This window comes from Planotetraspora thailandica, from assembly GCF_016863335.1.
GTDB lineage: Bacteria > Actinomycetota > Actinomycetes > Streptosporangiales > Streptosporangiaceae > Planotetraspora > Planotetraspora thailandica.
Genome location: NZ_BOOR01000007.1, coordinates 308,905 through 335,490, shown reverse-complemented (window position 1 = coordinate 335,490; position 26,586 = coordinate 308,905). Strand labels below are relative to the sequence as shown.

The 26,586-nt window shown below is 70.4% G+C and carries 24 protein-coding genes; 9 read left to right on the top strand and 15 right to left on the bottom strand.

All coding sequences use genetic code 11. The annotated features are described in order from the left end of the window. Positions 1-122: 122 nt before the first annotated feature. Positions 123-1,337 carry a cytochrome P450 family protein gene (locus Pth03_RS06510; protein ID WP_203943204.1) on the top strand — a complete coding sequence of 405 codons (1,215 nt, stop codon included), beginning with the start codon at positions 123-125 and terminating at the stop codon, positions 1,335-1,337. Here Pth03_RS06510 and Pth03_RS06505 read toward each other — a convergent pair. The 9 genes from Pth03_RS06505 to mfd all read right to left on the bottom strand — a co-directional run bounded on the left by Pth03_RS06505 (position 1,311) and on the right by mfd (position 11,773). Further along, positions 1,311-2,333 (bottom strand): HAAS signaling domain-containing protein, encoded by a 1,023-nt coding sequence (locus Pth03_RS06505; RefSeq protein ID WP_203943203.1) that lies wholly within the window; start codon positions 2,331-2,333, stop codon positions 1,311-1,313. The genes Pth03_RS06510 and Pth03_RS06505 overlap by 27 nt on opposite strands. Beyond that, complete coding sequence (locus Pth03_RS06500) at positions 2,330-2,656, bottom strand: PadR family transcriptional regulator (protein ID WP_203943202.1); 327 nt, start codon at positions 2,654-2,656, stop codon at positions 2,330-2,332. Before Pth03_RS06500 ends, Pth03_RS06505 begins: the two co-directional genes overlap by 4 nt. A gap of 69 nt (positions 2,657-2,725) precedes the next feature. Beyond that, the gene (locus tag Pth03_RS06495) at positions 2,726-3,694 is read right to left on the bottom strand and encodes a Ppx/GppA phosphatase family protein (protein WP_203943201.1); all 969 of its coding nucleotides are present in this window, start codon (positions 3,692-3,694) and stop codon (positions 2,726-2,728) included. Further along, positions 3,652-4,194 carry a DUF501 domain-containing protein gene (locus Pth03_RS06490; protein ID WP_203943200.1) on the bottom strand — a complete coding sequence of 181 codons (543 nt, stop codon included), beginning with the start codon at positions 4,192-4,194 and terminating at the stop codon, positions 3,652-3,654. Before Pth03_RS06490 ends, Pth03_RS06495 begins: the two co-directional genes overlap by 43 nt. A gap of 32 nt (positions 4,195-4,226) precedes the next feature. Continuing rightward, the gene (locus Pth03_RS06485) at positions 4,227-4,649 is read right to left on the bottom strand and encodes an FtsB family cell division protein (protein ID WP_203943199.1); all 423 of its coding nucleotides are present in this window, start codon (positions 4,647-4,649) and stop codon (positions 4,227-4,229) included. A gap of 60 nt (positions 4,650-4,709) precedes the next feature. Continuing rightward, complete coding sequence (gene eno / locus Pth03_RS06480; protein WP_203943198.1) at positions 4,710-5,990, bottom strand: phosphopyruvate hydratase; 1,281 nt, start codon at positions 5,988-5,990, stop codon at positions 4,710-4,712. A 95-nt stretch (positions 5,991-6,085) separates the two neighbouring features. Beyond that, on the bottom strand, positions 6,086-7,084 hold the full coding sequence (locus Pth03_RS06475) for a nucleoside triphosphate pyrophosphohydrolase (protein WP_203943197.1): 999 nt from the start codon (positions 7,082-7,084) through the stop codon (positions 6,086-6,088). A 442-nt stretch (positions 7,085-7,526) separates the two neighbouring features. Continuing rightward, positions 7,527-8,183 carry a SurA N-terminal domain-containing protein gene (locus tag Pth03_RS06470; RefSeq protein WP_203943196.1) on the bottom strand — a complete coding sequence of 219 codons (657 nt, stop codon included), beginning with the start codon at positions 8,181-8,183 and terminating at the stop codon, positions 7,527-7,529. Between the two features lie 95 nt (positions 8,184-8,278). After that, positions 8,279-11,773, bottom strand: coding sequence for a transcription-repair coupling factor (gene mfd, locus Pth03_RS06465; RefSeq protein ID WP_203943195.1), 3,495 nt, complete (start codon positions 11,771-11,773; stop codon positions 8,279-8,281). Positions 11,774-11,947: 174 nt separating this feature from the next. On the opposite strand from mfd, the gene Pth03_RS06460 reads away from it, so the two are divergent. Together Pth03_RS06460 and cysC are read left to right on the top strand one after the other, a co-directional pair. Further along, a complete protein-coding gene (locus tag Pth03_RS06460; RefSeq protein WP_203943194.1) occupies positions 11,948-12,679 on the top strand; it encodes a class I SAM-dependent methyltransferase in 732 nt (243 codons plus the stop codon). 171 nt (positions 12,680-12,850) lie between these two features. Then, a complete protein-coding gene (cysC, locus tag Pth03_RS06455; RefSeq protein ID WP_203943193.1) occupies positions 12,851-14,068 on the top strand; it encodes an adenylyl-sulfate kinase in 1,218 nt (405 codons plus the stop codon). Positions 14,069-14,090: 22 nt separating this feature from the next. Here the strand turns inward: cysC and Pth03_RS06450 are convergent, their stop codons facing one another. Next, positions 14,091-15,158: a glycoside hydrolase family 26 protein gene (locus Pth03_RS06450; RefSeq protein ID WP_203943192.1), complete on the bottom strand. Its 1,068-nt coding sequence runs from the start codon at positions 15,156-15,158 to the stop codon at positions 14,091-14,093. Between the two features lie 289 nt (positions 15,159-15,447). On the opposite strand from Pth03_RS06450, the gene Pth03_RS06445 reads away from it, so the two are divergent. From Pth03_RS06445 to Pth03_RS06420, 6 genes are read left to right on the top strand one after another with little or no spacing between them, the layout of a single operon-like run. Beyond that, positions 15,448-16,659 (top strand): YveK family protein, encoded by a 1,212-nt coding sequence (locus Pth03_RS06445; RefSeq protein ID WP_203943191.1) that lies wholly within the window; start codon positions 15,448-15,450, stop codon positions 16,657-16,659. Then, positions 16,656-17,927 carry a hypothetical protein gene (locus Pth03_RS06440; RefSeq protein WP_203943190.1) on the top strand — a complete coding sequence of 424 codons (1,272 nt, stop codon included), beginning with the start codon at positions 16,656-16,658 and terminating at the stop codon, positions 17,925-17,927. Before Pth03_RS06445 ends, Pth03_RS06440 begins: the two co-directional genes overlap by 4 nt. Beyond that, entirely contained in the window at positions 17,924-18,961 is a 1,038-nt protein-coding gene (locus tag Pth03_RS06435; RefSeq protein WP_239118796.1) for a hypothetical protein, read from the top strand. Before Pth03_RS06440 ends, Pth03_RS06435 begins: the two co-directional genes overlap by 4 nt. Then, positions 18,958-19,815, top strand: a complete 858-nt coding sequence (locus tag Pth03_RS06430; protein ID WP_239118795.1) for a sulfotransferase family protein — start codon at positions 18,958-18,960, stop codon at positions 19,813-19,815. Before Pth03_RS06435 ends, Pth03_RS06430 begins: the two co-directional genes overlap by 4 nt. Next, positions 19,803-21,149, top strand: a complete 1,347-nt coding sequence (locus Pth03_RS06425) for a lipopolysaccharide biosynthesis protein (protein WP_239118794.1) — start codon at positions 19,803-19,805, stop codon at positions 21,147-21,149. Before Pth03_RS06430 ends, Pth03_RS06425 begins: the two co-directional genes overlap by 13 nt. Further along, complete coding sequence (locus tag Pth03_RS06420) at positions 21,146-22,072, top strand: sulfotransferase (RefSeq protein ID WP_203943189.1); 927 nt, start codon at positions 21,146-21,148, stop codon at positions 22,070-22,072. The genes Pth03_RS06425 and Pth03_RS06420 overlap by 4 nt, the downstream gene beginning before the upstream one ends. A 123-nt stretch (positions 22,073-22,195) precedes the next feature. On the opposite strand, the gene Pth03_RS06415 is transcribed toward Pth03_RS06420, so the two are convergent. The 5 genes from Pth03_RS06415 to Pth03_RS06395 are packed head-to-tail and all read right to left on the bottom strand — an operon-like array spanning position 22,196 to position 26,536. Next, entirely contained in the window at positions 22,196-22,729 is a 534-nt protein-coding gene (locus Pth03_RS06415; RefSeq protein WP_203943188.1) for a hypothetical protein, read from the bottom strand. Next, the gene (locus tag Pth03_RS06410) at positions 22,726-23,850 is read right to left on the bottom strand and encodes a helix-turn-helix domain-containing protein (protein WP_203943187.1); all 1,125 of its coding nucleotides are present in this window, start codon (positions 23,848-23,850) and stop codon (positions 22,726-22,728) included. The genes Pth03_RS06415 and Pth03_RS06410 overlap by 4 nt, the downstream gene beginning before the upstream one ends. Positions 23,851-23,889: 39 nt before the next feature. After that, on the bottom strand, positions 23,890-24,648 hold the full coding sequence (locus Pth03_RS06405; protein WP_239118793.1) for a WecB/TagA/CpsF family glycosyltransferase: 759 nt from the start codon (positions 24,646-24,648) through the stop codon (positions 23,890-23,892). A 50-nt stretch (positions 24,649-24,698) separates the two neighbouring features. Then, positions 24,699-25,598, bottom strand: coding sequence for a glycosyltransferase family 2 protein (locus Pth03_RS06400; RefSeq protein WP_239118792.1), 900 nt, complete (start codon positions 25,596-25,598; stop codon positions 24,699-24,701). Between the two features lie 26 nt (positions 25,599-25,624). After that, complete coding sequence (locus Pth03_RS06395) at positions 25,625-26,536, bottom strand: sulfotransferase family protein (protein WP_203943184.1); 912 nt, start codon at positions 26,534-26,536, stop codon at positions 25,625-25,627. Positions 26,537-26,586: the final 50 nt, after the last annotated feature.

Below are 26,586 nucleotides of genomic sequence, written 5' to 3'. Positions count from 1 at the left end.
CGCCCCTGTTCCGCCCGGGCCCGTCCTCCGGTTCCGGGCCTGCGCGAGAGAGCGGCCGGGCCATGACCGCAATGCCGCGAAAACATCTTTCTGCGGGGCATCAGGTGGGTACGTAATCGCCCGTGTCCACCGACTCACGCCCCCCGCTGTTCGGCCCGTCGTTCGACGCCGACCCCTATCCCGCTTACGACTGGTTGCGGCGCAACGAGCCCGTGACCCGCGTGCCGCTGCCCGGCTGCGACGCCTGGCTGGTCACCCGATATGAGGACGCGGTCGCGACGCTCACCCATCCGTCGCTGTCCAAGGACCCGGCCTCGGCCTCGCCCGAATGGCGGGCGGCCGCCCTCGGGCTTCCCCTCGATCACCGGTCCTCCCTCGCCCGCCACATGCTCAACGTGGACGGTGAGGACCATTCGCGGCTGCGGCGGCTCGTGAGCGCCACGTTCACCCCGCGGCGCATGGAGGAGTTGCGGGCCCGGGCCCAGGAGATCACCGACAGCCTTCTCGACCGCCTCGACGACCCCGACCGCCCCGAGGCCGACCTGATCGCCGGGCTGGCCTATCCTTTGCCGATCACGATCATCTGCGATCTGCTCGGCGTGCCGGAGGAGAACCGCGCCACGTTCCACCACCACGCGTCCGTGATCGACTCGGCGGCCGCCTCCCAGGTAGAGGACATCGCCCGCGCCACCGACGGCCTGGAGACGTTCCTGTCCGACCTGGTCGCGTTCAAGCGCACCAACCCCGGCGACGACCTGCTCACCGAGCTCGTCCGGCGTTCCAACCAGGGCGAGATCCACCCCGACGAACTGACCTCCACGGCGTTCCTGCTGCTCATCGCCGGGCATGAGACGACGGTCGCGCTCATCGGCAACGGGATCTTCACGCTGTTACGTCACCCTGAGCAGATGGCGGCGGTGCGGGCCGATCCCGCCCTGCTCCCCGACGTGATCGACGAGATGCTCCGCTTCGACGGGCCGGTCAGGAACGCGACCTGGCGGTTCCCCACAGAGCCCGTCGTCATCGGCGGCCAGGAGATGGTGCCCGGCGACTCGATCCTCGTTTCCCTGCTGGCCGCCAACCGCGACCCCGCGGTCTTCGACGACCCCGACACCTTCTCCCCCGGCAGAATCGGCGAGCCGCACCTCGCGTTCGGCCGCGGCCCGCACTACTGCGTCGGCGCCGCGCTGGCGAAGGTCGAGGCGGAGGTCGCCATCGGCACGGTGCTGCGCCGATTCCCCGATCTCGCTCCCGCGGCCGACCCGGAAGGGCTGACCTGGTGGCCCAGCACCATCATGCGCGGTCTGTTCTCACTTCCCGTCCGGCTGCGCGCCTGACGGCGACGGGGACGGCTTGGGTGACGGGCCGGGCGTCCGGGACGGCTCCGCACTCGATGTGGGGCTCGCCGACGGCGACGGACTCTCGGGCGACGGGCTCCGCATGACGCACGGAACCGAGCCATCATGCTCTCGCACGTCGCCGGAGGTGAGAGGCAACGGGTACGCGTTGCGCAGAGGCGGTTCGCCGTCGCACGGGACGGCGATCGCCTGACCGAACATCTCCGGATCGACGATGATCGGATTGCCGTCCTGGTCGTACAGCCGCACATCGTGCAGAGGCGAGCCGTCCTTGTCGTAGGGAATGATGTTGTAGACGTTTCCGCCGTCGAGGGTGGAGACGTTCTCGACCCGCACGCCGTACGGATAGGGCTGCGGCCCGTCGGCGAACATGACCGGGCCCCTGTCCGCCTCGACGGGCGGGCTCGCCAGCGCGCCGAGCAGCACGATCGCGGCGACGGCGTTGACGGCCACAAGCAGTCCCCTGCCCCAGGTCCGCATGCCCGAGCGCCGGCCGACCCACACCGACACCCAGACGGCGGCGAGCGTGAACGCCCACGCGGCCAGGTCACCGGGGATGAGCCTGCCCTGGCCGTTCACCGCGAGCAGGAACAGAGCGATCACGTAGCCGCGCAACACCCACCAGGCCGGCCGCAACTCGGGCGCGAAGGCCACCGCCTGCCTGTACGGCAGAAACCGCAACGAGCGGGTGTGCGCCGAGCGCACCAGGCCGGTCACCCGGGTGCGCGCACGGTCGGTCAGACGAAGGCGTGGTCGCGCGGCGGGCCGGCCCCCGTAGGCGGCCCGCAGCTCCGCCGCGTACTCCTCCGGAGGCCCGAGCCGATCCTCCAGGGTCATCCCGGGCTCCGCGGCGACCTCCGCGAGATGGTCGTCGAGGTCCTCGAGCAGTTCCTCCCGGTCGGCCGCGGGCAGGTCGGCGAGGGCCGCGCGCACCGCCTCGGCGTACGCGCCAGGGCTCATCGGGGGGACGGTCACGACGCAACCTCCTTGAGCAGGTCGTTCATGGTGCCGGCGAACGTGGTCCACCTCGTCGCCGACGAGGCGAGGAGCGACCTGCCCACGTCGTTCAGGCCGTAGTACTTGCGGTGCGGGCCTTCGTCGGAGGCGACCACGTAGGAGTTGAGCGCCCCCGCCTTGAAGAGCCGGCGCAGCGTGCCGTACACGGATGCGTCGCCGACGTCGTCCAGCCCCGCCTCACGCAGGCTCCGCACGACGTCGTAGCCGTAGCTGTCCCGTTTGGCGAGCACCGCGAGGACGGCGAGATCGAGCACTCCCTTGAGGAGCTGGCTGCTGTCCACGCGATGCACGGTACTACGCATTGCGCAGTAGCAGCAAGACTTCCGCCGACGGGTGTACCTCTCGGTGGATCAGACGAGGGACCAGGCGATGCCGTCGAGGATGTCGTGCTCGCTGACGACGACCTCGTCGAACCCGTACCGGGCGACGATGCGGTCGAGGATGAGGGCTCCCGCTCCGATGACGTCCACCCGGCCCGGATGCATGACGGGGATGGCCGCCCGCTCGTCGTGCGTCATGCCCAGCAGCCGGGCGGAGATCTCGTGGACCTCGTGCGCGGGAACGCGTGAATGATGGATCTTCGCCGGGTCGTAGTCGGGCAGGCCGAGCGCGATGCCCGCGACCGTGGTGACCGATCCGGCGAGCCCCACCAGAGTGCGTGCCCGCCTGACCGGGACGACCGCCTCGACGCGGTCCATGGCCGCCTCGATGTCGGCGATCGCCGCCTCCACCGTCGCCTGGTCGGGCGGGTCACCCTTCAGGTGACGCTCGGTCAGCCGTACGCAGCCGATGTCCACCGACAGGGCCCCCTCGACCGCGTCGGTGCCGACGACGAACTCGGTGGAGCCGCCGCCGATGTCGACCACCAGATAGGGCGCATCCCCGGCGCCCGGGCCTCCGTTGGTGGCTCCGGTGAAGGACAGCCGCGCCTCCTCCTCGCCGGTCACCACCTCGGGCTCGACGCCGAAGATCTCCCTGACACCGGCGACGAAGTCGGCGCGGTTGGACGCGTCCCTGGTCGCGGAGGTGGCGACGACCCTGACCGGCATCCGGCCGGACGGCCCCGCGTGCTCGGCGATGAGCTGCGCGTAGCCGCGCATCGCCGTGAACGTGCGCTCCAGCGCCTCCGGGGCCAGCCGGCCCGTACGGTCGACTCCCTGGCCGAGTCGGACGATCTCCATCCGGCGCTCGACGTCGACGGGCTCGCTCCCGTCGCGGGCGATGTCGGCGATGAGCAACCTGACCGAGTTGGTCCCGCAGTCGACGGCCGCGACCCTCACGACGACTCCTCCGTCCGCGCACAGGGCGGTTCCACACATGGTCCCTCGGCCCACCAGTCCGGAAGGGCGTCGAGGGCCTCACGGCCGAACGGGTTCGACCCCGGCACGGCCAGCTCGTACGCGACCAGGGCGTGCAGGCACTTGACCCGCTCCGGCATGCCGCCCGCGGTCTGCATGCCGCGGGGCAACGGCTCCATGCCTTCCTGGCGGGCGGCCTCGTCCCGCCGGGCCAGATAGTCCTCGTGGGCCTTCAGATAGGCGGCGGCCAGCTCGGGATCGTCCGCGAGCCTGGCCTGCATTTGCTTCATGAGCCCCGACGACTCCAGCGTTCCGATCGCCGACGCCGCCTTGGGGCAGGTCAGGTAGAACAACGTCGGGAACGGCGACCCGTCGGGCAGCCGGGGAGCGGTCTCGAGCACGTCGGGCAGGCCGCACGGACACCTGTGCGCGACGGCCCGCACCCCGCGCGGCACACGCCCGAGCTGGGCCTCCACCGCGTCGAGATCGGCCCGTTCCACCACCGTCGAACTCCTTGCCATCACGTCCCCAGCCCCGCCGGGCTCCCCGCTCGTCACTCCTCGGCCGTCTGACCCGGCGTACCGGCCTGGACGGCGCCGCGGCCGCTGTCGGCCGCCTCGACCGACTGCCAAAGCGTGAGATACCAGGGCGGCTTCGCCGCCTGCTTGGACCCCTGCTTGGCCTGGGACTTCCCGTTGCTCGCGTCGAGCACCACGAAACACTTCGCGCCGGGCTCACAGTAGTGGAGCCGCTCCTTGGCCTGGCGCTTGATGTATTCGGGGTCCTCCAGCTGCTTGCGGCGCTCCTCCAGCTTCTGCAGCTGCCGGAGCGCCTGCGTCTGCTGCTGCTCCAGCTGTGCGATCTGCCGGCGCTGCGCGACGTACTCCCGGACGGGGTAGGCGAGGCTCATCGCGATCGCGCACACGACGACGGCGAGGATCGCCGCTCGCCCGGTGAGCTGCGGTCGCTTCGCCAACGCGAACCACCCCTTCCGGTTTCCACCTGCCTGTCCGTACGGCCCCGCAGCGCCGTCAGGTCACCCCTGGAAGCGGGGGAAGGCTCCACGCCCGGCATACCGGGCGGCGTCGTCGAGCAGCTCCTCGATGCGCAGCAGCTGGTTGTACTTGGCCACCCGGTCCGACCTGGCCGGGGCGCCCGTCTTGATCTGCCCGCAGTTGGTCGCGACGGCGAGGTCGGCGATCGTGGTGTCCTCGGTCTCGCCCGAACGGTGGCTCATCATGCTGCGGTAACCGCTGCGGTGGGCCAGGTCGACCGCGTCGAGGGTCTCCGACAGGGTGCCGATCTGGTTGACCTTGACGAGCAGGGCGTTGGCCGCGCCGTCCGCGATGCCCCGGCCGAGGCGCTCAGGGTTGGTGACGAACAGGTCGTCGCCGACGAGCTGCACCTTGTTGCCGAGGGAGGCGGTGATGGCCTTCCAGCCGGCCCAGTCCTCCTCGTCCAGCGGGTCCTCGATGGAGACCAGCGGGTAGGAGCGGACCAGGTCCTCGTAGAACGAAATCAGCTCGTCCGCCGAGACGCCCTTGCCGTCGATCGTGTACACGCCGCCGGAGTGGAACTCGGTGGCCGCCACGTCGAGCGCGAGCGCGATGTCCTCGCCGGGCGTGTAACCGGCCTTCTCGATGGCGGTCATGATCAGGTCGAGGGCGTCGCGGTTGGACGGCAGGCTCGGCGCGAAGCCGCCCTCGTCGCCCAGGCCCGTGGCGTAGCCCTTCTCCTTCAGCACGCCCTTGAGCGTGTGGTAGGTCTCGGCGCCCATCCGCACGGCCTCGGAGAAGGTCTCCGCGCCGATCGGGGCGATCATGAACTCCTGGATGTCCACGTTGGAGTCGGCGTGCGCGCCGCCGTTCAGGATGTTCATCATCGGGACGGGCAGGATGTGGGCATTCGGGCCGCCGACGTAACGGAAGAGCGGCAGCTCGGAGCTGTCGGCCGCGGCCTTGGCCACGGCGAGCGAGACGCCGAGGATGGCGTTGGCGCCCAGCCTGGCCTTGTTGGGCGTGCCGTCGAGGTCGATCATCGTCTGGTCGATCAGGCGCTGCTCTTCGGCGTCGAACCCGATGATCTCGTCGGCGATCTCGTCGGTGACGCCGAGGACGGCCTTCTCGACGCCCTTGCCGAGATAGCGCTTCTTGTCCCCGTCACGCAGCTCCACGGCCTCGAACTGGCCGGTGGACGCACCACTCGGGACGGCGGCACGGCCGGTGCTGTAATCGTCCAGCAGGACCTCGACCTCGACCGTGGGGTTCCCCCGGGAGTCGAGGATCTCTCGGGCGGTAACAGCCTCGATGGCAGCCACGAAACGCTCCTAGCAAAGTCGCGGGCAGTTTGCCACCCGAGCCTACCGGTCCTACTCAGCGGTACTGCTACGGCGTGCCGATTTCACCCGCGGTCTCACGAATCTTCATCAGGCGTCTCAGGGCCCGAGACGCCAGCCTTCCGCACGGCGTCCCAATCCTCCACCCGCCGCCGGTATTCGCGGGCCGCGTTCCTCAGTTCCACCTCGGGATCGAGCCCCTCCGCCTGGCCGAGCCGTACAAGGTCGAACAGACGCGCGCCCAGCACACCGGGCAGGTCGTCGGCGAACTCGGCGGGCGCCCCGGCCCGCTCGGCCCGGCGGAGCAGCTGGGCCGCGAGCGGAAGCGCGGGCTGCCCTGAAGGCACGCCGCTCAGCACCGACTCGACCTCGCCCTTGGCCGCGCGCTCGGCCGCCTTGATGGTCTCCCAGTTGTCGCTCACCTCACCCTCGCCGGACACCTTCGTGTCGGCGAAGACGTGCGGGTGGCGGCGGACCAGCTTGGCGACGATTCCCGCCGCGACGTCGTCGATGTCGAAGCCCTCATCAGGGCCCCGCTCCTGGGCGAGCCGAGAATGGAACATCACCTGGAGCAGCAGGTCGCCGAGTTCCTCCCTGAGCGCCGTATAGTCGCCCTCGCCGATCGTCTCCAGCACCTCGTAGGCCTCTTCGACGAGATAGGGCACGAGCGACTCATGGGTCTGCTTGCGGTCCCACGGGCATTCACGGCGGAGCCGGTCCATGACCTGGACGAGGTCGAGCAGGCGGGCACCCGGCAGGTCATAGGAGCCGGGGATCACCTCGATCTCGGGCGGATCGGTCATGGCGACGGCCACATAACCGACCGCCCGCATCAGGTCCTCGTCGCCGTCCTGCGCCGCGAGCCACACGATCGTGTCCGTACGGCTCTCGCCGGCCAGCGCGGCGGCGTCGGGCGTGACGACCTGGACGTCGATTCCGGCCTCCGCCAGGTAGGGCAGGCAAGGATGCGCGGCCGAGCCGGTGAGCACGCGTCCGGTTTCGAGCGCCGTCCACGCCTGACGGGACAACAACCCAGGAGCCACCCGCGCCGACGTGGTGACAACCACCAAGCTCATCGCCTACTCCTCCTCCACCCCGTTTACGCGTGATCATGCAGAAGTTCGCTCGCTTGCCGTCTGACCAGCGGATTCAATTTTCGTGATCATGCAGAAGTTCGCCGAATGACCACACCACCAGGGGAAACGCCAACCGTGATCATGCAGTTGCCAGACCCCCTGGCACCTGCCTCCGTAGGCGACCCGGGCTCCGAACGCCGTCTCGTGCATGATCACGCCGCACGAGTCCGCACGTCAGAGGCCATTTGCGCGAACTTCTGCATGATCACGCTCGGTGAACGACCAGGTCAGTACGGCCGGCCCCGAACTTCTGCATGATCACGAGACGCGTCGGTGCACGTCAGCCAGGCGCTCTCCGAACTTCTGCATGATCACCACACGAGTTTGCGCAGGTCCGTATGCCTGGTCCCGAACTTCTGCATGATCACACCCAAAGGGGGGGTCAGCCGGCGTCTGGGGCGGTGGCGTCCGGAGCACCGGCGTCTGGGGCGGGGGCGACGGGGGCAGGCTTGGCCACGGCGCCGAAACGCGTGTCGGGCAGGAAGCCCTGCTGCGGGTCGAACTTGCCGTACCGCGGGCTGAAGCGCAGCGGCACCTTGGCGTCGGCCTCCTGGGTGACCTTCGCCAGGGCGGCCTGCTGGCTCTGCTCATCGGCGCCGGCCCCGTACTGCTGCATGAGGTCGGTTCGGATGATCACCGCGCGGACGGCGTCGCCGCCGTTCGACAGCGGGATGCCGCTCGCGAGCAGGGCCTTGTCGATCTGCTCCTGCCCGCCCTGCTGGGCGATCCAGGCGTCGACCTCCCCCTGGGGGACCGTGATCCCCTTCTGCTGGGCAAGCTCTTCGAACTGCTTGTTGTTGGCCATGTTGAGCAAGATCATCTGGGGCAGCGGGAGCGAGAGCTGGAGCTGCTGCTCGGTCATCTTGTTCGCGGCCAGGTCCTTGCGGAACGCGTCGATGGTGGCGTTCAGGTCGCTGGCGGAGATGCGCTCATCGCCCACGAGGGCCGCGGCACCGGCCTGCACGGGGCCGCCACAGCCGCTCAGCGCCACTCCTGCAACCGCCGCGGCCACGACGGCGCGCAGTACATATGACTTCACGAACGATCCTCCCGACGACACCGGTCAGGCAATTGTGCCGATTTTCTGTATTTTGCGCGATCTCGCGCGAGCGCCCTGAGACCGCCGATCCGCGGTCACTGTACCCGCACAGGTTCAAGGAACATGGCGTCGACCAGCTCTCCGCACCATTTGAGCAGGTCCAGGTCACGCAGCGGCTGCCCGCCGATCGGCTTGGTCTTGGGGACCGGCACCAGCAGCACCTCGGTGGCCTGCTTGACGATCGAGCGCGGGTAGAGCCGCTGCAGCCGCACCTGCTGCGAATCCTTCAGCACCACCGGGGCGAACTTGATCTGCTGGCCCTGCAGCGTCACGTCCGTCAACCCGGCCTTGCGCGCCTTGATCCGGAACCTCGCCACCTCCAGCAGGTTGTCCACCTCCTGCGGCGGCCTGCCGTACCGGTCGGTCAGCTCGTCGCGCACGGCGGCGATGTCGTCCTCCGACGCGATGGCGGCGATCCGCTTGTAGGCCTCCAGCCGCAGCCGCTCCGACGTCACGTAGTCGTGCGGCACGTGGGCATTGATCGGCAGCTCGACCTTGACGTCCGGGCGCTCCTCGGCCTGGGACTCCCCGGAGAGCTTCGACTTCTGCTCCTGAACGGCCTCGGCCATCATCCGCACGTACAGGTCGAAGCCGACCCCGGCGATGAACCCCGACTGCTCCGCGCCGAGGATATTGCCGGCGCCGCGGATCTCCAGGTCCTTCATCGCGACGTACATGCCCGCGCCCATCTCGGTGTGCTGGGCGATCGTGGCGAGCCGCTCGTGGGCCGTCTCCGTCAGCGGGGACTCGGGCGGATAGAGGAAGTAGGCGTAGCCGCGCTCACGCCCTCGCCCGACCCGGCCGCGGAGCTGGTGGAGCTGGGACAGGCCGTAGTTGTCCGCCCGGTCGACGATGAGCGTGTTGGCGTTGGGCACGTCCAGCCCCGACTCGACGATCGTGGTCGACACGAGCACGTCGAAGCTGCGCTCCCAGAAGTCCACCATGATCTTTTCGAGCTGGTGCTCGTTCATCTGCCCGTGCGCGACCGCGATTCGCGCCTCCGGCACGAGCTCGTGCAGGCGCGCCGCCACCTTGTCGATGCTGCGCACCCGGTTGTGCACGAAGAAGACCTGGCCGTCGCGCATGAGCTCGCGCCGGATCGCCGCCGCGATCTGCTTCTCGTCGTACGGTCCGACGAACGTGAGGATCGGGTGACGCTCCTCCGGCGGGGTGAGGATCGTGGACATCTCACGGATGCCGGTCAGGCCCATCTCCAGCGTGCGCGGGATCGGCGTGGCGGACATGGCCAGCACGTCGACCTGGGTGCGGAGGTGCTTCATGGCCTCCTTGTGCTCGACGCCGAACCGCTGCTCCTCGTCCACGATGATCAGGCCGAGATCCTTGAACCTGACCTCCGGCGACAGCAGCCGGTGGGTGCCGATCACGACGTCGACGGAGCCGGTCTTGACGCCGTCGACGGTCTCCTTGATCTCTCCGTCGGTCTGGAACCGCGACATGGGCTTGATCGTGACGGGGAAGCTGGCGAACCGCTCGCCGAACGTGGACAGGTGCTGCTGCACGAGCAGCGTCGTCGGTACGAGCACCGCGACCTGCTTGCCGTCCTGCACGGCCTTGAACGCCGCGCGCACCGCGATCTCGGTCTTGCCGTAGCCGACGTCGCCGCAGATCAGCCTGTCCATCGGGACGGGCCGCTCCATGTCGCGCTTGACCTCGTCGATCGCCTCCAACTGGTCGCCGGTCTCGGCGTAGGGGAAGGCGTCCTCCATCTCGCGCTGCCAGGGGCTGTCGGGCCCGAAGGCGTGGCCGGGAGAGGCCATGCGCGCCGAATAGAGCCTGATCAGCTCGCCCGCGATCTCCCTGACGGCCTTCCTCGCCTTGGTCTTGGCCTTGGCCCAGTCGGCGCCGCCCATGCGGTTGAGCGTCGGCGCCTCGCCCCCGACATAGCGGGTGACCTCGTCGAGCTGGTCGGTCGGCACGTAGAGCCTGTCGCCCCTGGCGTACTCGATGACGAGGTATTCCCTGGTCGCCCCCTGGATCGTGCGCTGCACCATCTCGATGTAGCGGCCGACGCCGTGCTGCTCGTGCACGACGTGATCGCCGACCTTCAGCTGCAGCGGGTCGACCATGTTGCGCCGCCGGGACGGCAGCCGCCGCATGTCCTTCGTCGACGCCTTCTGCCCGACGAGGTCCAGATGGGTCAGTACGGCAAGGCCGGGGACGACGAACCCGTGGTCGAACCGTCCGGTGGTGACCTGCACGACGTCGACGGGCGGCGCGGTGTCGAGGGACGGCACCAGCCTGGCGGGCACGTCGACCCCCTTGAGCAGTTCGACCATGCGCTCGGCAGGGCCGTGCCCCTCACTGAGCAGCACGACGGCCTTGCCGCCCAGCCAGCCCTTGATGTCGGCCAGCGCGCGCTGGGTGTCGCCGCGATATGCCTCGACGTCCTGCGCATCGAGCTCGACCCCCTCGCCGAAGGGAGCGATGCTCCACCAGGGCTGGCCCAGCTCGGCGGCGTGCCCGCGCACGTCCTCCAGGGTGTGGAACGCCGCCGCCTCCAGCGCGATGGGGGCCTCCCCGCCCGCCGCGGCGGTGATCCAGGACGCCTCCATGAACTCCTGGCTGGTCCGCACCAGCTCGACGGCCCTGCTCCTGAGGCGCTCGGGGTCGCAGACGAACACGGCCGAGCGGACGGGCAGGTGGTCGAGCAGCAGATCCATCGCCCCGGCGAGCACGGGCGCGAACGCCTCCATGCCCTCGACCGGGATGCCGTCGGCCAGCTGGTCGAGCACGTCCTTCAGAGCGGGGTGCTCCTCGCCCAGCTCGCGGGCGCGCCGCCGTACGTCGTCGGTGAGCAGCAGCTCGCGGCACGGCGCGGCGAAAAGGCCGTCCTGCGCGATCTCCAGCGAGCGCTGGTCGGCCACCTTGAACCAGCGGATCTCCTCGACGGTGTCGCCCCAGAACTCCAGCCGGAGAGGGTGCTCCTCGGTCGGCGGGAAGACGTCGAGCAGGCCGCCGCGCACGGCCACCTCGCCCCGCTTCTCGACCATGTCGACGCGGTGGTAGCCGTTGCCGACCAGCTTGGCGACCACGTCGTCGAGGTCGGCGTCGTCGCCCGCGCGCAGCCGTACGGGCTCAAGGTCGCCGAGACCGGCCACGATGGGCTGCAGCACCGAGCGCACGGGCGCGACGACGACCCGCAGCGGTCCCGCACTCGGGTCGCCGGCCACCGGGTGCGCCAGGCGGCGGAGTACGGCCAGGCGCTGGCCGACCGTGTCGCTGCGCGGCGAGAGGCGCTCATGGGGCAGGGTCTCCCACGCGGGGAAGACCGCGACGGAGCTCTCATCGACCAGGCCGGTCAGCGCGGCGGCCAGGTCCTCGGCCTCGCGCGCGGTCGCCGTCACGGCGAGCACTGGGCGCACGCGCGACAACGCGGCCACGGCGAGCGGGCGCAGGGCCGTCGGTGCGATCAGGTCGGCGCCGGGATCGGCGGATTCGCCGGCTCCTTCGAGGACGGCGGCGAGCTTGGGTTCGGCGGCGACGAGGTCGAGCAGTCCGGAAAGAGACATTGATGCCTTCAGAGCCCCACGACGGCAAGCGAAACGGCCCCGGGCCAGAACTGGACCGGGGGTAACCAGGCTACGCCCGTCCGGCCGTGCACCGGGCAGGGAGCCCTGCGACCGTTGAAACCCCGGCGGGCCAAATACGTCGCCTGCCGCAATCAGATGACTACTCTCTGTTTCATGCCTGAGGTTCAGTGGTCGCCCGTGGACGAGGACGACGTGTTCAGCCAGCGTGTGCGCGAGCAGTGGACCGAGCAGCTGGGACGCCGGCTCGACATCCTGATCGCCGGGTGCGGGGGCGGCGGCACGCTCGACGCCCGCCGCGGCGACCCCCTGGTCACGGGAGTGGACGAGGACCTCCCGCCGCTGCGGGCCCACACCGTCTCCCGCCAGGATCTCGACGCCTATTACCTCGACGACATGCGTGCCGTCCCCATCGCTCCCCGGTCCTACGACGTGATCTACGTGTCCTTCCTGCTGGAGCGCATCCACAATGCCGAACTCGTCCTCGACCGCCTCATCGCGGGCTTGCGGCCCGGGGGGCTGCTGCTCGTTCGGGCCAGGGACCGCAGGTCCGCGTACGGCTTCTGCGACAGGATGGCGCCCTCATGGCTGCGCGGCCTGCTCTGGAAGGCCCTGGCGCCCGCCGGCACCGTCGGCCCGCTGCCCGCGGTGTACGAGCCCCTGGTCTCCCGGGAGGGCATCCAGACCTACTGCCTGATGCGTGGCCTGATGATCGCCGAGGACTACACGAAGACGAGCGGACCGGCCCGGCGCGGCCCGCACGCCGGGCTGGTCAAGACGGCCTGCGGCATCGTAAGTGCGCTGTCCGGCGACCGGCTCACCGACAAGGCCGACGAGATCAGCATGGTCATCCGCAAACCCCAGAACCACTTCGCCCGACTGATTTGAGCCGGTCTCCTCGGAGTTGGATTTCGCCGCCGCTCAGCCGTGTCGGCGACGCCGATCCGGGAAACGTCGCTCGCCTCCGGGTTCCACCGTCCTGTCCACGGAATACTGTCGGCTTCTAGACGCCGCACACGCCTTCCCGCTATGCCCGCGGGCGACGATCGGAACGGACGAATGACTGAGTGGACTCCCGACGCACGGGAGCTGGCCGACCTGGAGCTGCTGCTCTCCGGGGCGTACGCGCCGCTGACCGGCTTCCTGACCTCGGCGGACGCGAACGAGGTGGCCGCCGCCGGCCGGCTGTCCGACGGGACGCCGTGGCCCGACCCGATCACCATCGCCCTTCCCGACGAGATCCGGCCCGGCGACCGGGTGACGCTCAAGGACCCGGAGGGCGCGGTGGTGGCCGTGCTCACCGTGGAAGAGCGCGACGGCCACCACGCGGCCGGGCCGGTAGAAGCGCTCGACGCCCCCTCCTACGGCCCGTTCGCGCGGCTTCGCCGTACGCCCGACGAGGTCCGCAAGGACCTGCCGGACGGCGAGGTGCTCGCCGTCACCATGCGCGGCCCGCTCGACTCGACGACGCTGGAGGACGTGGCGGCGACCGCCGACGAACTGGAGGCGACGATCCTGCTGATGCCGCTGGTCTTCGGCGAGGACGGCCCCGCGCTGGTTCGCGCGGCACTCGCGGCGTCGCGGAAGCTGGCCGGCTCCACGGTGGTCGCCGTGCCGCTGGCTCCCCGCGAGGACACCGAGATCGACCTGGAGCTGCGCGAGCATGTGGCCCGCAACTACGGCGCGACCGAACACTATGCGGGGCCGGCGCCCGTGGTGATCCCGGGGCCGCCGCACCGGCGCGGCCTCGTCGTGTTCTTCACCGGCCTGTCCGGATCGGGGAAGTCGACGATCGCCCGGGGCCTGCGCGACACGCTGCTGGAGCGGGGCGGGCGCACGGTCACCTATCTGGACGGCGACGTGGTCCGGCAGCTGCTGTCCGCGGGGCTCACCTTCTCGCGCGAGGACCGCGACCTGAACATCCGGCGCATCGGCTTCGTCGCCGCCGAGGTCGCCCGGCACGGCGGCCTGGCCATCTGCGCGCCGATCGCGCCGTACGACGCCACCCGCGAGGAGGTCAGGGCCATGGTGGAGGAGGTCGGCGCCGACTTCCTGCTCATCCACGTGGCCACGCCGCTCGAAGAGTGCGAACGCCGCGACAGGAAGGGCTTGTACGCCAAGGCGCGCGCGGGGGTGATCCCGGAGTTCACCGGCATCTCCGACCCCTACGAGGAGCCCGACGACGCCGAACTCGTGCTGGACACGACGGACATGAGCGTCGAGCGTTCGGTGAGCGCGGTACTGAACCTGCTCATCTCGGGCGGCTGGGTGCGTTGACCACCCTCATGGTGGTCGCGCGTCAGCGCGTGGGGACGCGGGTGCCGCTGAACTCCCGCTCCCGCGCGAGATCACTGAACGCCTTGGTGGCCCCGGGGGTGGTGTCGAACCTGGTGTCGCCCCGGGGCGCCACCGGCGAGTCGAAATACACCAGTGCCTTGATCTGCGGGTAGTTGTCGATCTGCCGCGCGACGGAGGAGAAGAAGTCGCGCTTGAACCGGGGATCGCGCGAACGCTCGAAGGCCCCCCACTCCGCGATCATGATCGGCTTGGCCGGGAAGCGTGCCTGCATCCACCGGTAGAAGCCCGGCCACCTGGGGTAGTCGGGCCGGGTCTTGTTGACCAGGCCGGCGAAGTCGGACACCCGGTCGTCGGCGTAGGGGTCGATGGCGACCCAGTCGACCACGTCGTCACCCGGGTAGAGCTCGTCGAACCATGGCTTCGACGCCCAGTTGGGCGCGCCCATGTACGTCATGACGGTTACCGCGTTGTCCACGCCCCGGCTGCGGAGCCTGGTGACGACGTGCCGGTACATCGCCGCATAGTCGTTGGCCGAGAAGCCCGAGCCTGCCCGCACGTCGTCTTCGGGCTCGTGGTGGATGGTGAGGAAGAAGCGCCCGGGGAAGGTGCGGTTGATGTGGTCGGCCAGCGTGTCGATGCGGGTGTCCACCGCTCCACGGGCCACGTCGGCCCAGCTGTGCTCCAGCGACGGCTTCCAGTTGATCAGCAGCAGCCGGGGCCCCCGGGCGATCAGCCGCTCCTGAGGGGTGGGGAACAGCTCGCCTCCCCGGTGGTACACGTGCACGATGTCGGCCCTGCGGCCCATCCTGCGCTCGGCCATCTCGACCGCCTGGACCGGCCCCCTGCCCGAGAAGACGTCGGGCGCGATCCCCCACCACGCCCCGCACGTCGGGATGAGCTTGTCCGTCACGGCGCAGCTCGTGACACCCGGAGTCTTGCGCGTCTGGTCGAGGAACGTCCCGACCCCTCGTGACGTGCCGGACGCGGCGGAGCACCCCGCCAGGCATCCCCCCGCCAGTACGGCCAAGCCGGCCAGTGCGGCCAGGCCGGCGCCCCCATTTCGTCGCACCGTACCCCTCCTTGCCTGTGATCCCCGCCGTGTGATTCCAGAGCCGCGGTGGTTCACCTTCCCATCAACCGAGGGATGCCGGAGGGCCATTCTTGCCAACTCATCTGTCCCGAAATATCCATGAAAAATGGGCGGGTATCCGGCCATTCTTGCGTAGAAAATCTTCAATAGTGGATGGGGAAAACCTGCTACCGCCTTATAGTTCGACACCGAGCCCACGATCTCGATTTCCACATGAGATCGCGGACGCGCCCTCGAGGGCACGGAAAGACGGCACGGGGAGTTGTCCATGGTCCTGTCACCGCACAGCAGAGACTTCGCGGAGTACGGATCGATCCTGCGCAGGCGGTGGCCTGCCGTACTGACGTGCCTGGTGGCGGGCACCCTCGGCGGGGCCGCGCTGTTGTGGCGCACGCCCGTCGAATACACCGCCGCCGCCCAGGTGCAGGTGTTGCCGACCGGGATGCAGGAACAGGTCAACATGATCACCCCGCGCCAGCGGGAACCGCTCAATCTCGACACCGAATCGCAGATCGCGCAATCCAGCGTCGTCGCCTCCTTGGCCGCCCAAGCCCTCAAATATCCGGATTCGGATGCATTACGGGAAAACGTCGAGGTCGACGTGCCGCCCAATTCCGCCATTCTTTCTGTTTCGTTCACGGCCAGCGATCCGGAATCCGCCGCCGCGGGCGCCCAGGCGTTCGCCGAGGCATATCTGCGTAATCGCGCCGCCGCGGCGACCGAGACGCTCACCGCCCAGCAGAAGGCGATCGCCGGCCAGCTCCGCGAGGTGAACGCCGCGCTCGCCAAGGCGGCCAAGGACGTGCTCGCGCAGCCGCGCGGCTCGGCCGAGCAGACGATCGCCTCCCACCGGCGGACCGTACTGGCGCGGCAGGAGTCCAGCCTGACGGTCGAATACGACACGCTCAAGACCGTCGCGATCACACCGGGCACAGTGATCAGCCCGGCCCGCCCGCCTGCCTCGCCCAGCGCCCCCAGCATCCCCATCTACCTCGGCAGCGGGCTGTTCCTCGGTCTTCTCCTGGGCGCGGGGACGGCGTTCGCGCGCGACCGCCTCGACACCCGTGTCAGGGAGGCGGCCGACGTCGAGCGGCTGACCGCGCTGCCGCTGCTCGCCGAGATGCCGCCCCGCCCCAAGGCCACCGTCTTCCACGAGCTGGCCGCGATCATCGTCACCGCGCTCGGCGACGGCTACCACACGGTGCTGCTCGAAAGCCTGGGCGGAGGCGGTCACGACAGGCCCCTGGCCAAGGGCGTCGGCGCGGCCCTCGCGCATCTGGCGCCGATCTCCGTCGTCACCGGGCGCGGCTCCCGGCCGGACGCCGCCCTGCTGCTCGCCGAGCTCGGCCGGACCACCTCGGCCGACATCGCGAGAGCCGTACGGCATCTGGCCCGTCAGGGGGTGCGGGTGCTGGGCGTGGTGACGCTGCCGCCCAGGATGGCGGTACCCGTTCCGGACACCGCGGAGCCGATCACGTGAAACCTGCCGTCTGGCCGGTCGCCGCGCTGCTGATCGGCTATCCCCTCTGGTGGGCGCTCGGGCTCGGCGGTCTCGCGGTGATCGTGCTCGCCGTGCCGATGTCCGTCGTGTTGTGGCGGAGGCGGCCGATCAGGGTGCCCAAGGGCTTAGGCCTGTGGATGTTGCTGCTGGCCGGTTACGTCATCAGCGCCGTCACGCTGGCCGAGAGCCCAGAGGGCACGTACGGCGAACTGGGGCCGGGCAGGATCATCGGCTATCTCGTCCGCCTGGCCGTCTACGCCTCGCTGGTGATCATGGTCGTCTACCTGGGCAACCTCACCCGCGAGGAGTTGCCGCAGCTCACCTTGGTGAAGATGCTCGGCGTGCTGTTCGTGACGACGGTCGCCGGAGGGCTGCTGGGCGTCGTCGCCCCCGGGTTCCAGTTCACCTCGCCGCTGGAGATCGTGCTGCCGGAATGGCTGAGCGGCAACTCCTTCGTGCGCAACCTCATCCATCCGACCGCCGCCCAGGTGCAACACGTGCTGGGGCACAGCTCCCCCCGCCCCGAGGCCCCGTTCGAGTGGGCCAACGCCTGGGGCAGCAACGTGTCGGTGCTGCTCATCTGGTTCGTGGTGGGCTGGTGGGCCTACGGCGGGCCGTACAGGCGGGTGGTGGCGGTGGCGCTGCTCGCACTGGCCGCCGTGCCCGTCGTCTACTCGCTCAACCGGGGCCTGTGGATTGGGCTCGCCATCTCGGCGGCCTACCTCGCCCTGCGGGGGCGGCCCCTGCTGGTCGGCGCGGCCGCCGCGCTCGCCGGAACGGTGTTCCTCCTGTCGCCGCTGAGCTCGATCGTGGCCCAGCGGATCGACAGCCCGCACAGCAACGACATCAGGGCCTTCACCGTGTCGTCGACCGTACGGGTCGCCGCGTCGTCACCGGTCATCGGGTACGGCAACACGCGCAACGCCTACGGCAACCAGCGCACGATCACCACCGGCAAGACCAGCTGGTGCGACGAGTGCGGCCATCCCCCTCTCGGCAGTGACGGTCAGCTCTGGCTGTTGCTGATCAGCCAGGGCTTCGCCGGAGCACTGCTGTACGTGGGGTTCTTCGCGGGAGCCGTACGCCGGTTCTGGCACGATCGCAGCCCCATCGGGCAGGCGGGGACTCTCGTGATGATCCTCGTCCTGTTCTACATGTTCATCTACGACGGCCTGATCAGCGCGCTCAGCCTGTACCTGATCTCGTTCGCCCTCCTGTGGAGGAACGCCGAGGAGCAGGCCGCATGAGCGCCGGACGCGTGAGAGACCAGCGCATGAGACACGAGCGTCTGACGGACGCGCCCGCCCGCCTGCGTTACCTCCACGAGGTGCTCAGCCGGCTCTACCCGCCGGGCGCCGCCGGGGAAAGGCCGCCGTCACCGGGAGTGCGCACCCTGCTGCCGCACCGGCTCGTCCCACGGCGGCTCGTCCCACGGGCCCGATGGCACGCCGCCCTGGGGCGCGGAGTGCCTGTGTGGGACGGGCCCGACACGATCGAGACCCACCTGAGTCAGGTGCTCGGCCAGCCGGTCCGCGCCGTCGTCCATGTACGGCCGGCCCGCCGGGCCAACCGCAAGCCCGTCTTGGAGGCGCACGGCCAATCCGGGCTGGTCGCGTTCGTCAAGATCGGCGACTCGGCCGGGACCCGCGCGCTGGTCAGGCACGAGGTCGAGGTGCTGCGGATGTTGTCGCGGCGCACCCTGAAAGTGATCGCCACACCTCGGGTCGTCCATCACGGAACCTGGCGGGGTTACGAGGTGCTCGTCGTCTCACCGCTGCCGGTCACCGCGGCGCCGGTCTCCCGGAGCCTGCTCGACGCCGCCGTCGCGGAGATCGCGACCATCGGGCGCCAGTGCGTGACCACCGGCGCCCCTGCCCGGCGCGGGCCCGTGCCCGAGCACGCCGGCGGCTGGAGCGACCGCGGATGGGGCTGGCACGGCGACTTCTCCCCCTGGAACGTCTCCGCCGGGCCGGACGGGCGGCTACTCGTCTGGGACTGGGAGCGGTTCGCGCTCGGCGTGCCGCTCGGCTTCGACGCGCTGCACTACCACTTCCAGCGGGCGTTGCGCCGCATGCGCCCGGCCGTCGCGGCCCGCTCCTGCCTGTCCCAGGCGGGGCTCGTGCTCGAGCCGTTCGGCCTGTCCGCGGCCGAGGCGCGCAGGTCGGCCGCCCACTACCTGGTCACCCTCGCTGATCGGCACCACCGGGACGGCCACGAGCCGCTCGGCCCGTCGTCCCTGTGGCTCAACCCCCTCGTCGATCACCTGGAGAGCCTGCTGTGAGGTCAACGATCAAGCGCTCGGCCCATGCCGTCTCGCTCACCACGGGCATGCTCACGACCCGCGCGCGCGTCCTGCCGTCCTTCCTGATCGTCGGCGCGCAACGATGCGGCACCACATCGCTCTACCGGGCGCTCTCGGCCCATCCGCTGATGATCAAGCCGGTGTTGCGCAAGGGCGTGCACTACTTCGACGTCGGATACGACCACGGCATGGCCTGGTATCAGGCGCATTTCCCGCTCAAGGCCACCGCGCAGCGGCTCCAGCGCCGGTACGGCCACCGCCCCCTCGCGTTCGAGTCGTCGCCGTACTACCTGTTCCACCCACTGGCCGCCGCCCGGATCGCCTGGAACCTGCCCGGGGTCAAGCTGATCGTCCTGGTCCGCGACCCTGTGGAGCGCGCCGTGTCCGCCCACGCGCACGAGCTGGCCAGGGGCTTCGAGACCGAGCCGTCGTTCGAGCGTGCGCTGGACATGGAGGACGCCCGGCTGGCCGGCGAGGTGGAGCGGCTGCGCGAGGCTCCCTCCTATCTCAGTCACGCGCACCGGCATCACGCCTACGTCACGCGCGGGCGCTACGCGGAGCAACTGGACCGCCTCCGGCTCCTCGTCGGCCGCGACCGCATCCTCGTGCTGGACAGCGGCGCGTTCTTCCGCGACCCCGAGCCCGCGTACGACCGCGTTCTGGAGTTCCTTGGGCTGCCCCGGCTGGGGGATCCGGTGTTCGAAGTGCACAACGCGCGTCCCCGGATCTCCGAGGTGCCGGCCTCCGTGCGGAAGAGGCTCAGCGAGCATTTCGAGCGGTGGGACGCCCTTCTGCAACCCTGGCTCGGGGCGGAGCCCTCGTGGCGGAGGTGACCGGGCGGGCGCAGCGGGAAGCCTCGACCGGCGGCAGGGGCCCCGACGTGGGGCTTGCCCGCGGCAGCCTCGCGGGACTGGCCGCCGCGGGTGCGGGGGCGGTGAGCCAGTTCCTGCTCGTGCTCGTCGTCACACGGTCGCTCAGCCCCGGCGCGGCGGGCGCGTTCTTCACCGCGACCGCGTTGTGCCTCATGCTCGCCGGCATCCTGCGGCTCGACGCCGGCACCGGCCTCATCTACGCCATGGCCGGGCGGGGGCACTCCCATGCGGTCATGTGGGCGGCCCTCCCTCCGGTCGTGGCGATCTCCGTCATGGCGGCCGCCGGGATCGCGATCTTCAATGACGAGCTGGCCGTCGTCACCGGCGTGACCGACGGCGTCTGGCTGGTGCTGGCGGCGGCCCTGCCCGCCGTCGTGCTGGCAGACGTGCTCGTTCCTGCCACGCGCGGGCTCGGGTCGATGCGGCCGACCCTCCTGCTGGACGGCCTCGCCCGCCCGCTGGGCCAGCTCCTGCTGGTCACGGCCGGCATCGTCGCCGGCGCCGAACTGCCCGCCCTGACGGCGGCATGGCTGCTCCCCGCCGTCCCGGCCGCTCTCGCGGCCGCGTTGTGCCTGTGGTCACGGGCAGAGTCGCCGGCGGGGTCGCGGGAGCCGTACGGCTGGGCGGAGGCGGCGGCGTTCTGGCGCTACACCGCGCCGAGGTCGCTCGCGGGGGCGATCCAGGCGGTGTTCCAGCGGCTCGACATCGTCGTCGTCGCGGTGCTGGCGGGCCCGGCTCCGGCGGCCGTCTACACGGCGGCCACCCGGTTCAAGGTGGTCGGGCAGCTGGCCAATCAGGGGCTGGCGCAGGCCGTGCAACCGCATCTCATCCGGGCCCTCGTCTCGGGCGACCTCAACCGAGCGCGGCGGCTCTATCAGATCACCACCATGTGGCTGGTCGTCCTCACCTGGCCGATCTGGCTCGCTTACGCGGCGGCCGCGCCGTGGCTGCTGCCGATGTTCGGCCCCTCCTACGCCGACGGCCTGGCCATCGCGCTGGTGCTCGCCGTGACCATGATGGTCGCCACCGCCTGCGGCATGGTCGACGTCGTGCTCGTCGCCTCGGGACGCACCGGGGCCAGCTTGGCCAACACCGCCTGCGCCGTAGCGGTGACCATAGTGCTCGACCTGCTGCTGGTGCCGTCCCACGGCGCGCTCGGCGCGGCTTTGGGCTGGGCCGGCGGCGTCTTCGCGAAGAACATGCTGCCGCTGGCGCAGATCTCCCGCGCGTACGGCATGCAGCCGTTCGGCAGGCACTCCCTCGCTGCTTTCAGGCCGGGAAAGGTCGCCCTGTGACGGCGTCCGGGCCGCCCGTCCTGGTCACGGGGCTGCCCCGCAGCGGCACGAGCTGGGTGGGCAAGATGCTCACCGCGAGCGGACACCTGGTCTACGTCAACGAGCCGCTCAATCCGCAGCGCCCGCCCGGCCGCTCCCCCGGCGTGCTCGCCGCGTCGGTGAGCCACCGGTTCCAGTACATCTGCGCGGACGCGGAGACGCCCTGGTTGGAGGCGTTCTCCGGAACGGTCGCGCTGCGCTACCGATGGCTGGCCGAGATCAGGCGCAACCGGCGTCCGGGCGACCTGGCCCGCATGGCGAAGTACGGCACCGCCTTCGGCGTCGGCTCCCTGCGCGGCCGCCGCGCTCTCCTCGATGACCCCTTCGCCCTGCTGTCGGCCGCCTGGTTCGCCGAACGGCTCGGCTGCCAAGTGATCGTCTTGGTGCGTGATCCGGTGTCGTTCGTGGCGAGCTGGCACCGTCTCGGCTGGAACGTCGACTTCGGTGAACTGCTCGGCCAGCCCCTGCTGGTGCGCGACCACCCCTGCGTCGAGCGCCTCCGCCCGCTCGACTCGCACGACCCGCTCGCCAAGGCCGCCGCGCTGTGGAGCGTGGCCCGCCAGGTGACCCGCGCGATGGCCGTGCGCACACCCGGCATCCGCGTGGTGTCCTTCGAAGAGCTCGCGTCCGCACCGCAGGACGGCTTTCGCGACCTCTACGACTGGTGCGGCCTGCCGTGGACCACCAGGACCGCCCGCCGCATCGACGCGGCCTGTACGGCACGGCGCTCCCGGCGCGGGGGGTTCGCGTGGACGGGCCTGTCGAAGACGGCCTTCCGTCCGATGGATTCCCGCGAGGCGCTCGACGCGTACCGGCGGCGCCTGACCCCCGCCCAGATCGCCCGCGTCGAAGCCCTGGCCGCACTCCCACCCACCTGGGTTTGAGACTCCGACCGCCTTACCTGCGCACGACTGGTCGACCGAAAGCATGGATTCCGAGCGCGCCGCACATCATGCCAACTAGCAAGTTAGTTGGCATGCCGCTTCTCCCACTCTTTTCGGCATAGTTCAAAGATCCGAGGGATGGCGGGGCACGCGCAGATGCCGGCCTTCGTACCGCATCCGATGGAGCAACTCGAAACCGTCATCCGTCGAACAGAACCCCTCGGCCACCGCCTCGGACACCAGGTCCATCGTGTCCATGGCGGCTATGCCCTGGGCGCGTGCGTATTCCGAGGCGTCGCGGTCATCGGTGATCCAGGCCGAGCCGACGAACTCCGGCCAGTTCATGATCACGTGGCAGGTCTGCGCCTCTCCCAGATGTTTCAGCGGCCGGCGCGGCGACCCGCCGAAGACGGCACGGCGGAGACGCTCGATCCGCTCGGCCTCTCCGGGGCCGTCGATCTCGATCGGGTCCCCCAGCCAACCGTCGGCGGCGACCGAGCTCAGACCCGGATACACGCGTGCGGACTGCGCGGCCTCGAAGGCGATCGCCTCCGTCCACCGGCCACGGACCCGCAGGGTCTTCTCCAGCAAGGGCAGGCCGTCCACGCAGGCGAAATTGCACAGCACCGTGTTGTCGGGGAACCAGTACCAGCTCATGAGGCGAGGGGGGATTCCTCTCGGGTCTCGCTCAGGGCGTGCCGCAACGTGGCGGTGTCGACGCCGATCAGGTCGGCGAACGGCCTCAGCGTCGCGTTGCCGTCGGCATATGCCTGGAATGTGCCGCGGACGAGCGCGGCGGGCGTGCGCGGCCGGGAGGCCGACTCGATCCACTCTCCCAGCACGTTCACCGCGCCCGCCAGATGAGCGGCGTGCCCGGTGGTCATCACCCTGAAGGAGTCGCAGAGCCGGCGGTCAATGAGGTCGAGGTTGAACAGACGCCATGCGAGTGTGCTCGGCGACACCCACAGGCGGCAGGCGAGCCGGGCGAACACGGTGTCCGACCAGGCGGTCTCGGCCGCAGCCGTACGGAGCACCTCCTCGGGGAGCAGCAGTTCGGCGGCGAAGGCGTTGGCCCGCATCTCCGCGGGCTGCTGCTTGTGCGCGTCGTCATGAAGGTCGACGTCCAGGTGGAGGCCCTGATCATCACCGGCCAGGAGGTGCCCCAGTTCGTGGGCGACGGTGAACCGTTGCCGAGCGGGCACCTCCGACGTGCCGATCACCATGAGCCTCGCGTGCTCGTCGACGTAGGTGAGCCCGTCGAAGCCATCCGGAAGGCGCACGATCGCCACGTCGACGCCGAAAAGCCCCTCGACGGTCTCGGCCAGGTCCCGCTGCTCGGACAGATCGACGCCTTGGTTCCGCGCGTGCGCGCGAGCCTGTACGGCAAGCCGCCGCCCCTGGTCGATCAGTCGACCCGAAAGCGAGGCGGCCACGAACCCCGACGGCTCCTGCCGATAGCCCAGAAACGCCAGATCTGCCCTGATCTGAGCTAGGCGTTCCGCCTCCCGCACGGCCACGTCCGACGACTTGGACGCGAGCGCCGACGAACGGGCGGCCATGGACGGCGACGCCGGTTCGGCGCCGATCAGCCAGTCCACGGAGACCTCGCCCACGTCGGCGATCCGCGCCAGGTCCAGCGAGGTGAACCGGCGCACTCCCGACAACGACTTGGACATCTTCGGAGCGTCGAGCCCCGCCTTCGCGGCGAACTCGGCCTGCGTGAGGCCGCTCTCGCCGATCAGCCGGCGCACCCGTTCCGCCGTCTTCTCCCCAGCCATGCTTCCAGCGTAAAGCCCGACTTGCGAAAATCGCAATAGTCAGCGCGTCTTCCCGAGCAGGCGCTTCATCAGGCATGCGGCGAGCAGGCGGAGGGCGAAGGGCAGATCGTCGACCAGATATCGTCTGGCCAGCCGCCCCGGCTCGCTGAGCAGGCGAAACAGCCACTCCAGGCCGTGATCGCCCATCCAGGCGGGCGCCCGCCGTACGGCACCGGCCGTGAAGGCGATCGCCGACCCGCACCCGACGAACCACGCGCGTGGAAGATCGGCGCGGACCATCGCGATCAGCCGGTCCTGCTTGGGGAAGCCAAGCCCCACGAAGACCAGCCGGGGAGCAGCCTCGATCAGCTTCCTGCGCACCTCGGCTAGAGCCTGGGGGCAGTTCTCGAATCCGTACGGCGGGGCGTCGACACCGGCCACAACCAGCCCGGGATAGCGCGCGCACAACACGTCGCGCGCGGTCTCCGCGACGCCCGGCGGGCCGCCGAGCAGGTACACGGGGAAGCCACCGGCCGCCGCGGCCTGTGACAACGACCAGATCAGATCGGCTCCGGTGACCCGCTCGGGAAGCGGCGTGCCGAGCAACCGGGCGGCCCAGACCAGCGGCATCCCGTCCGCCACAGCGAGGTCGGCGCGGGTGACCAGCGCACGCAGCCCGGCGTCCCGTGAGATCGCCCGGCAGATGTCCACGTTGGGAGTGACGAGGTGCCCTCCGTGGCCGTGGCCGAGCGCGGCGGCCACGTGCGCCACCACTTCGGCCTCGGGCAGGGGGTCGATCCGCACCCCTGCCACCGGCACGCGGCGGGGCCTTCGGGCCGAGCCATGCGCCACCCGGGAACGGGTGGCCATCAGATGCCGTGACCGCGGGCGTTGAGAAGACTCAGCACCGCGCCAGCCGAGATGAGCCGGCCCGCGACGGCCAGGGCGACGGCCGCGCGCGGCTCGCCTCTGCGCGCGGCGAACGCCTTCAGAGCCCAGCGGGCCGCCTCTCGGCGGCGCCCCAGAGCCGCGTGGGCGAACGCCAGCTGGCCGTAGATCCGGGCGGAGCCACGCGCGTCGGCGGCGAGCTCGGGGTGGCGAGCGAGCATCCAGTCGAGGCCCGCGATGCGGTCCGCCCATTTCGTGACGTACTGCGAGGCTCCCCAGCGGACCAGCACGAGCGGCCGGTCGACGTGCACGATGGGGTGACGCCATGCCGCGCGAAGTGCGAGGTCCCAGTCTTCGTTCTGACCTCCCGGTGCGCTCTCGTCCACCCAGAACGAGCCGCGCCGGAAAAGGAACGTGGACGAATGCACCATCATCATCCGCGAACGGGTCAGATGCTCCCGGGTCACGCGAACCGTACCGGCCAGGCGGGGAACGCGGCGGGAGCCGTACTCGACCTCGATCGCGCAACTGGCGAAGTCGGCCGCGGGCTCCTCGACGAGGGCAGTGGCCTGCGCCTCCAGCTTGCCGGGCAACCACAGGTCGTCGTCGTCGCAGAAGGCGACGAGATCCGTGCCGAGCGCGGCGATGCCCGTGTTCCTCGCTCCGGGCAGGCCCGGACGCTGGCGGTTGGGCAGGATGCGCACGCTTCCCTTGGCGGTGGAGATGACGGGCGCGAGCTGCTCGGCCACCTTCTCGACCGAGCCGCCGTCGACGACCACGACGAGGTGCAGCCTGCGGCCGTACGACTGGTCGAGCACGCCCGACACCGCGGCGGCGAGCGCGCCCGGCCGGTCTCCTCGGGTGGGGATCACGACACCCACGGACGGGTTCAAATCAGGAGCTCCGATCAGTAGGCGAGGGGGTAGCCGTACAGCAGCAGCAACGGCCAGGTAAGCGCGGTGACCAGCCACCGCTGCCGGGCGGGCAGGGTGGCGTGGCGGTCGCGGAACTCGATGTGGCCCACGGCGAAACGCATGGGATTGCCGGAGACCGTGTGGGCGACGCCGAGCCGTGCCTTCCGCTCGTCGATGAAGTCGAGGCACTCCGGCGAGTCGGTCAGCCGCAGCTCGGCGGCCAGGCCCGTGAGCGTCGTGACGGGCTGGGCGATCAGGTCCTCGTAGTGGACGCGGATCACCTGGACGCCCCGCCACCGCAGCACCTCGAAGGCGAGATTCTGGGCCAGCCAGTGCAGGGCGGTCCTGGCGGGCGGCCAGCGGGCCATCGGCCGGCCGTCCTCGGGCCTGCGCACCCTCCTGCGCCAGGAGGCCGCCACCGCGCGCGGGTCGCGCACCATGTGCACGACCCGCAGGTCCATCGTCGCCGACAGGCAGTACGCCAGGGAGGCGTGCTTGCTGGAGTCGATGACGACCCGTGCGTCCGCCACCTCGGCGGCGGCGGCGTAGATCCTCATGTACGCCGAGACGTACTCCGCGAGCTCCGCCTCCCGGGTGACGAGCCCGAGGGCGAAGCCCGGTATGCGGCGTGTGCGGTCCACCCGGCTGCGCAACCGCAGGAGCATGACGGCCCGGCTCTCGCGCCAGTAACCGAACGCGCGAGCGCCGACCTTGGTCCAGAACGCGCAGCGGGAGAACGCCTGCCCGCAGCCGCACGGCTCGTCGGCGCGAACCCCGCGCGCCCACAGGTGGACGACCTCACCAAGCGCCGTCACACCCGGAATCTCACCGAGCAGGCGCTCAAGCAGTGTGCTGCCGCTGCGCCCCAGCCCGCCTACGAAGATCACCGGCTGAGCGTCCGCCACGTGCCCTCCACCAGGTGGATTCAGAACGTGACGACACTAGCGCGGAGAGT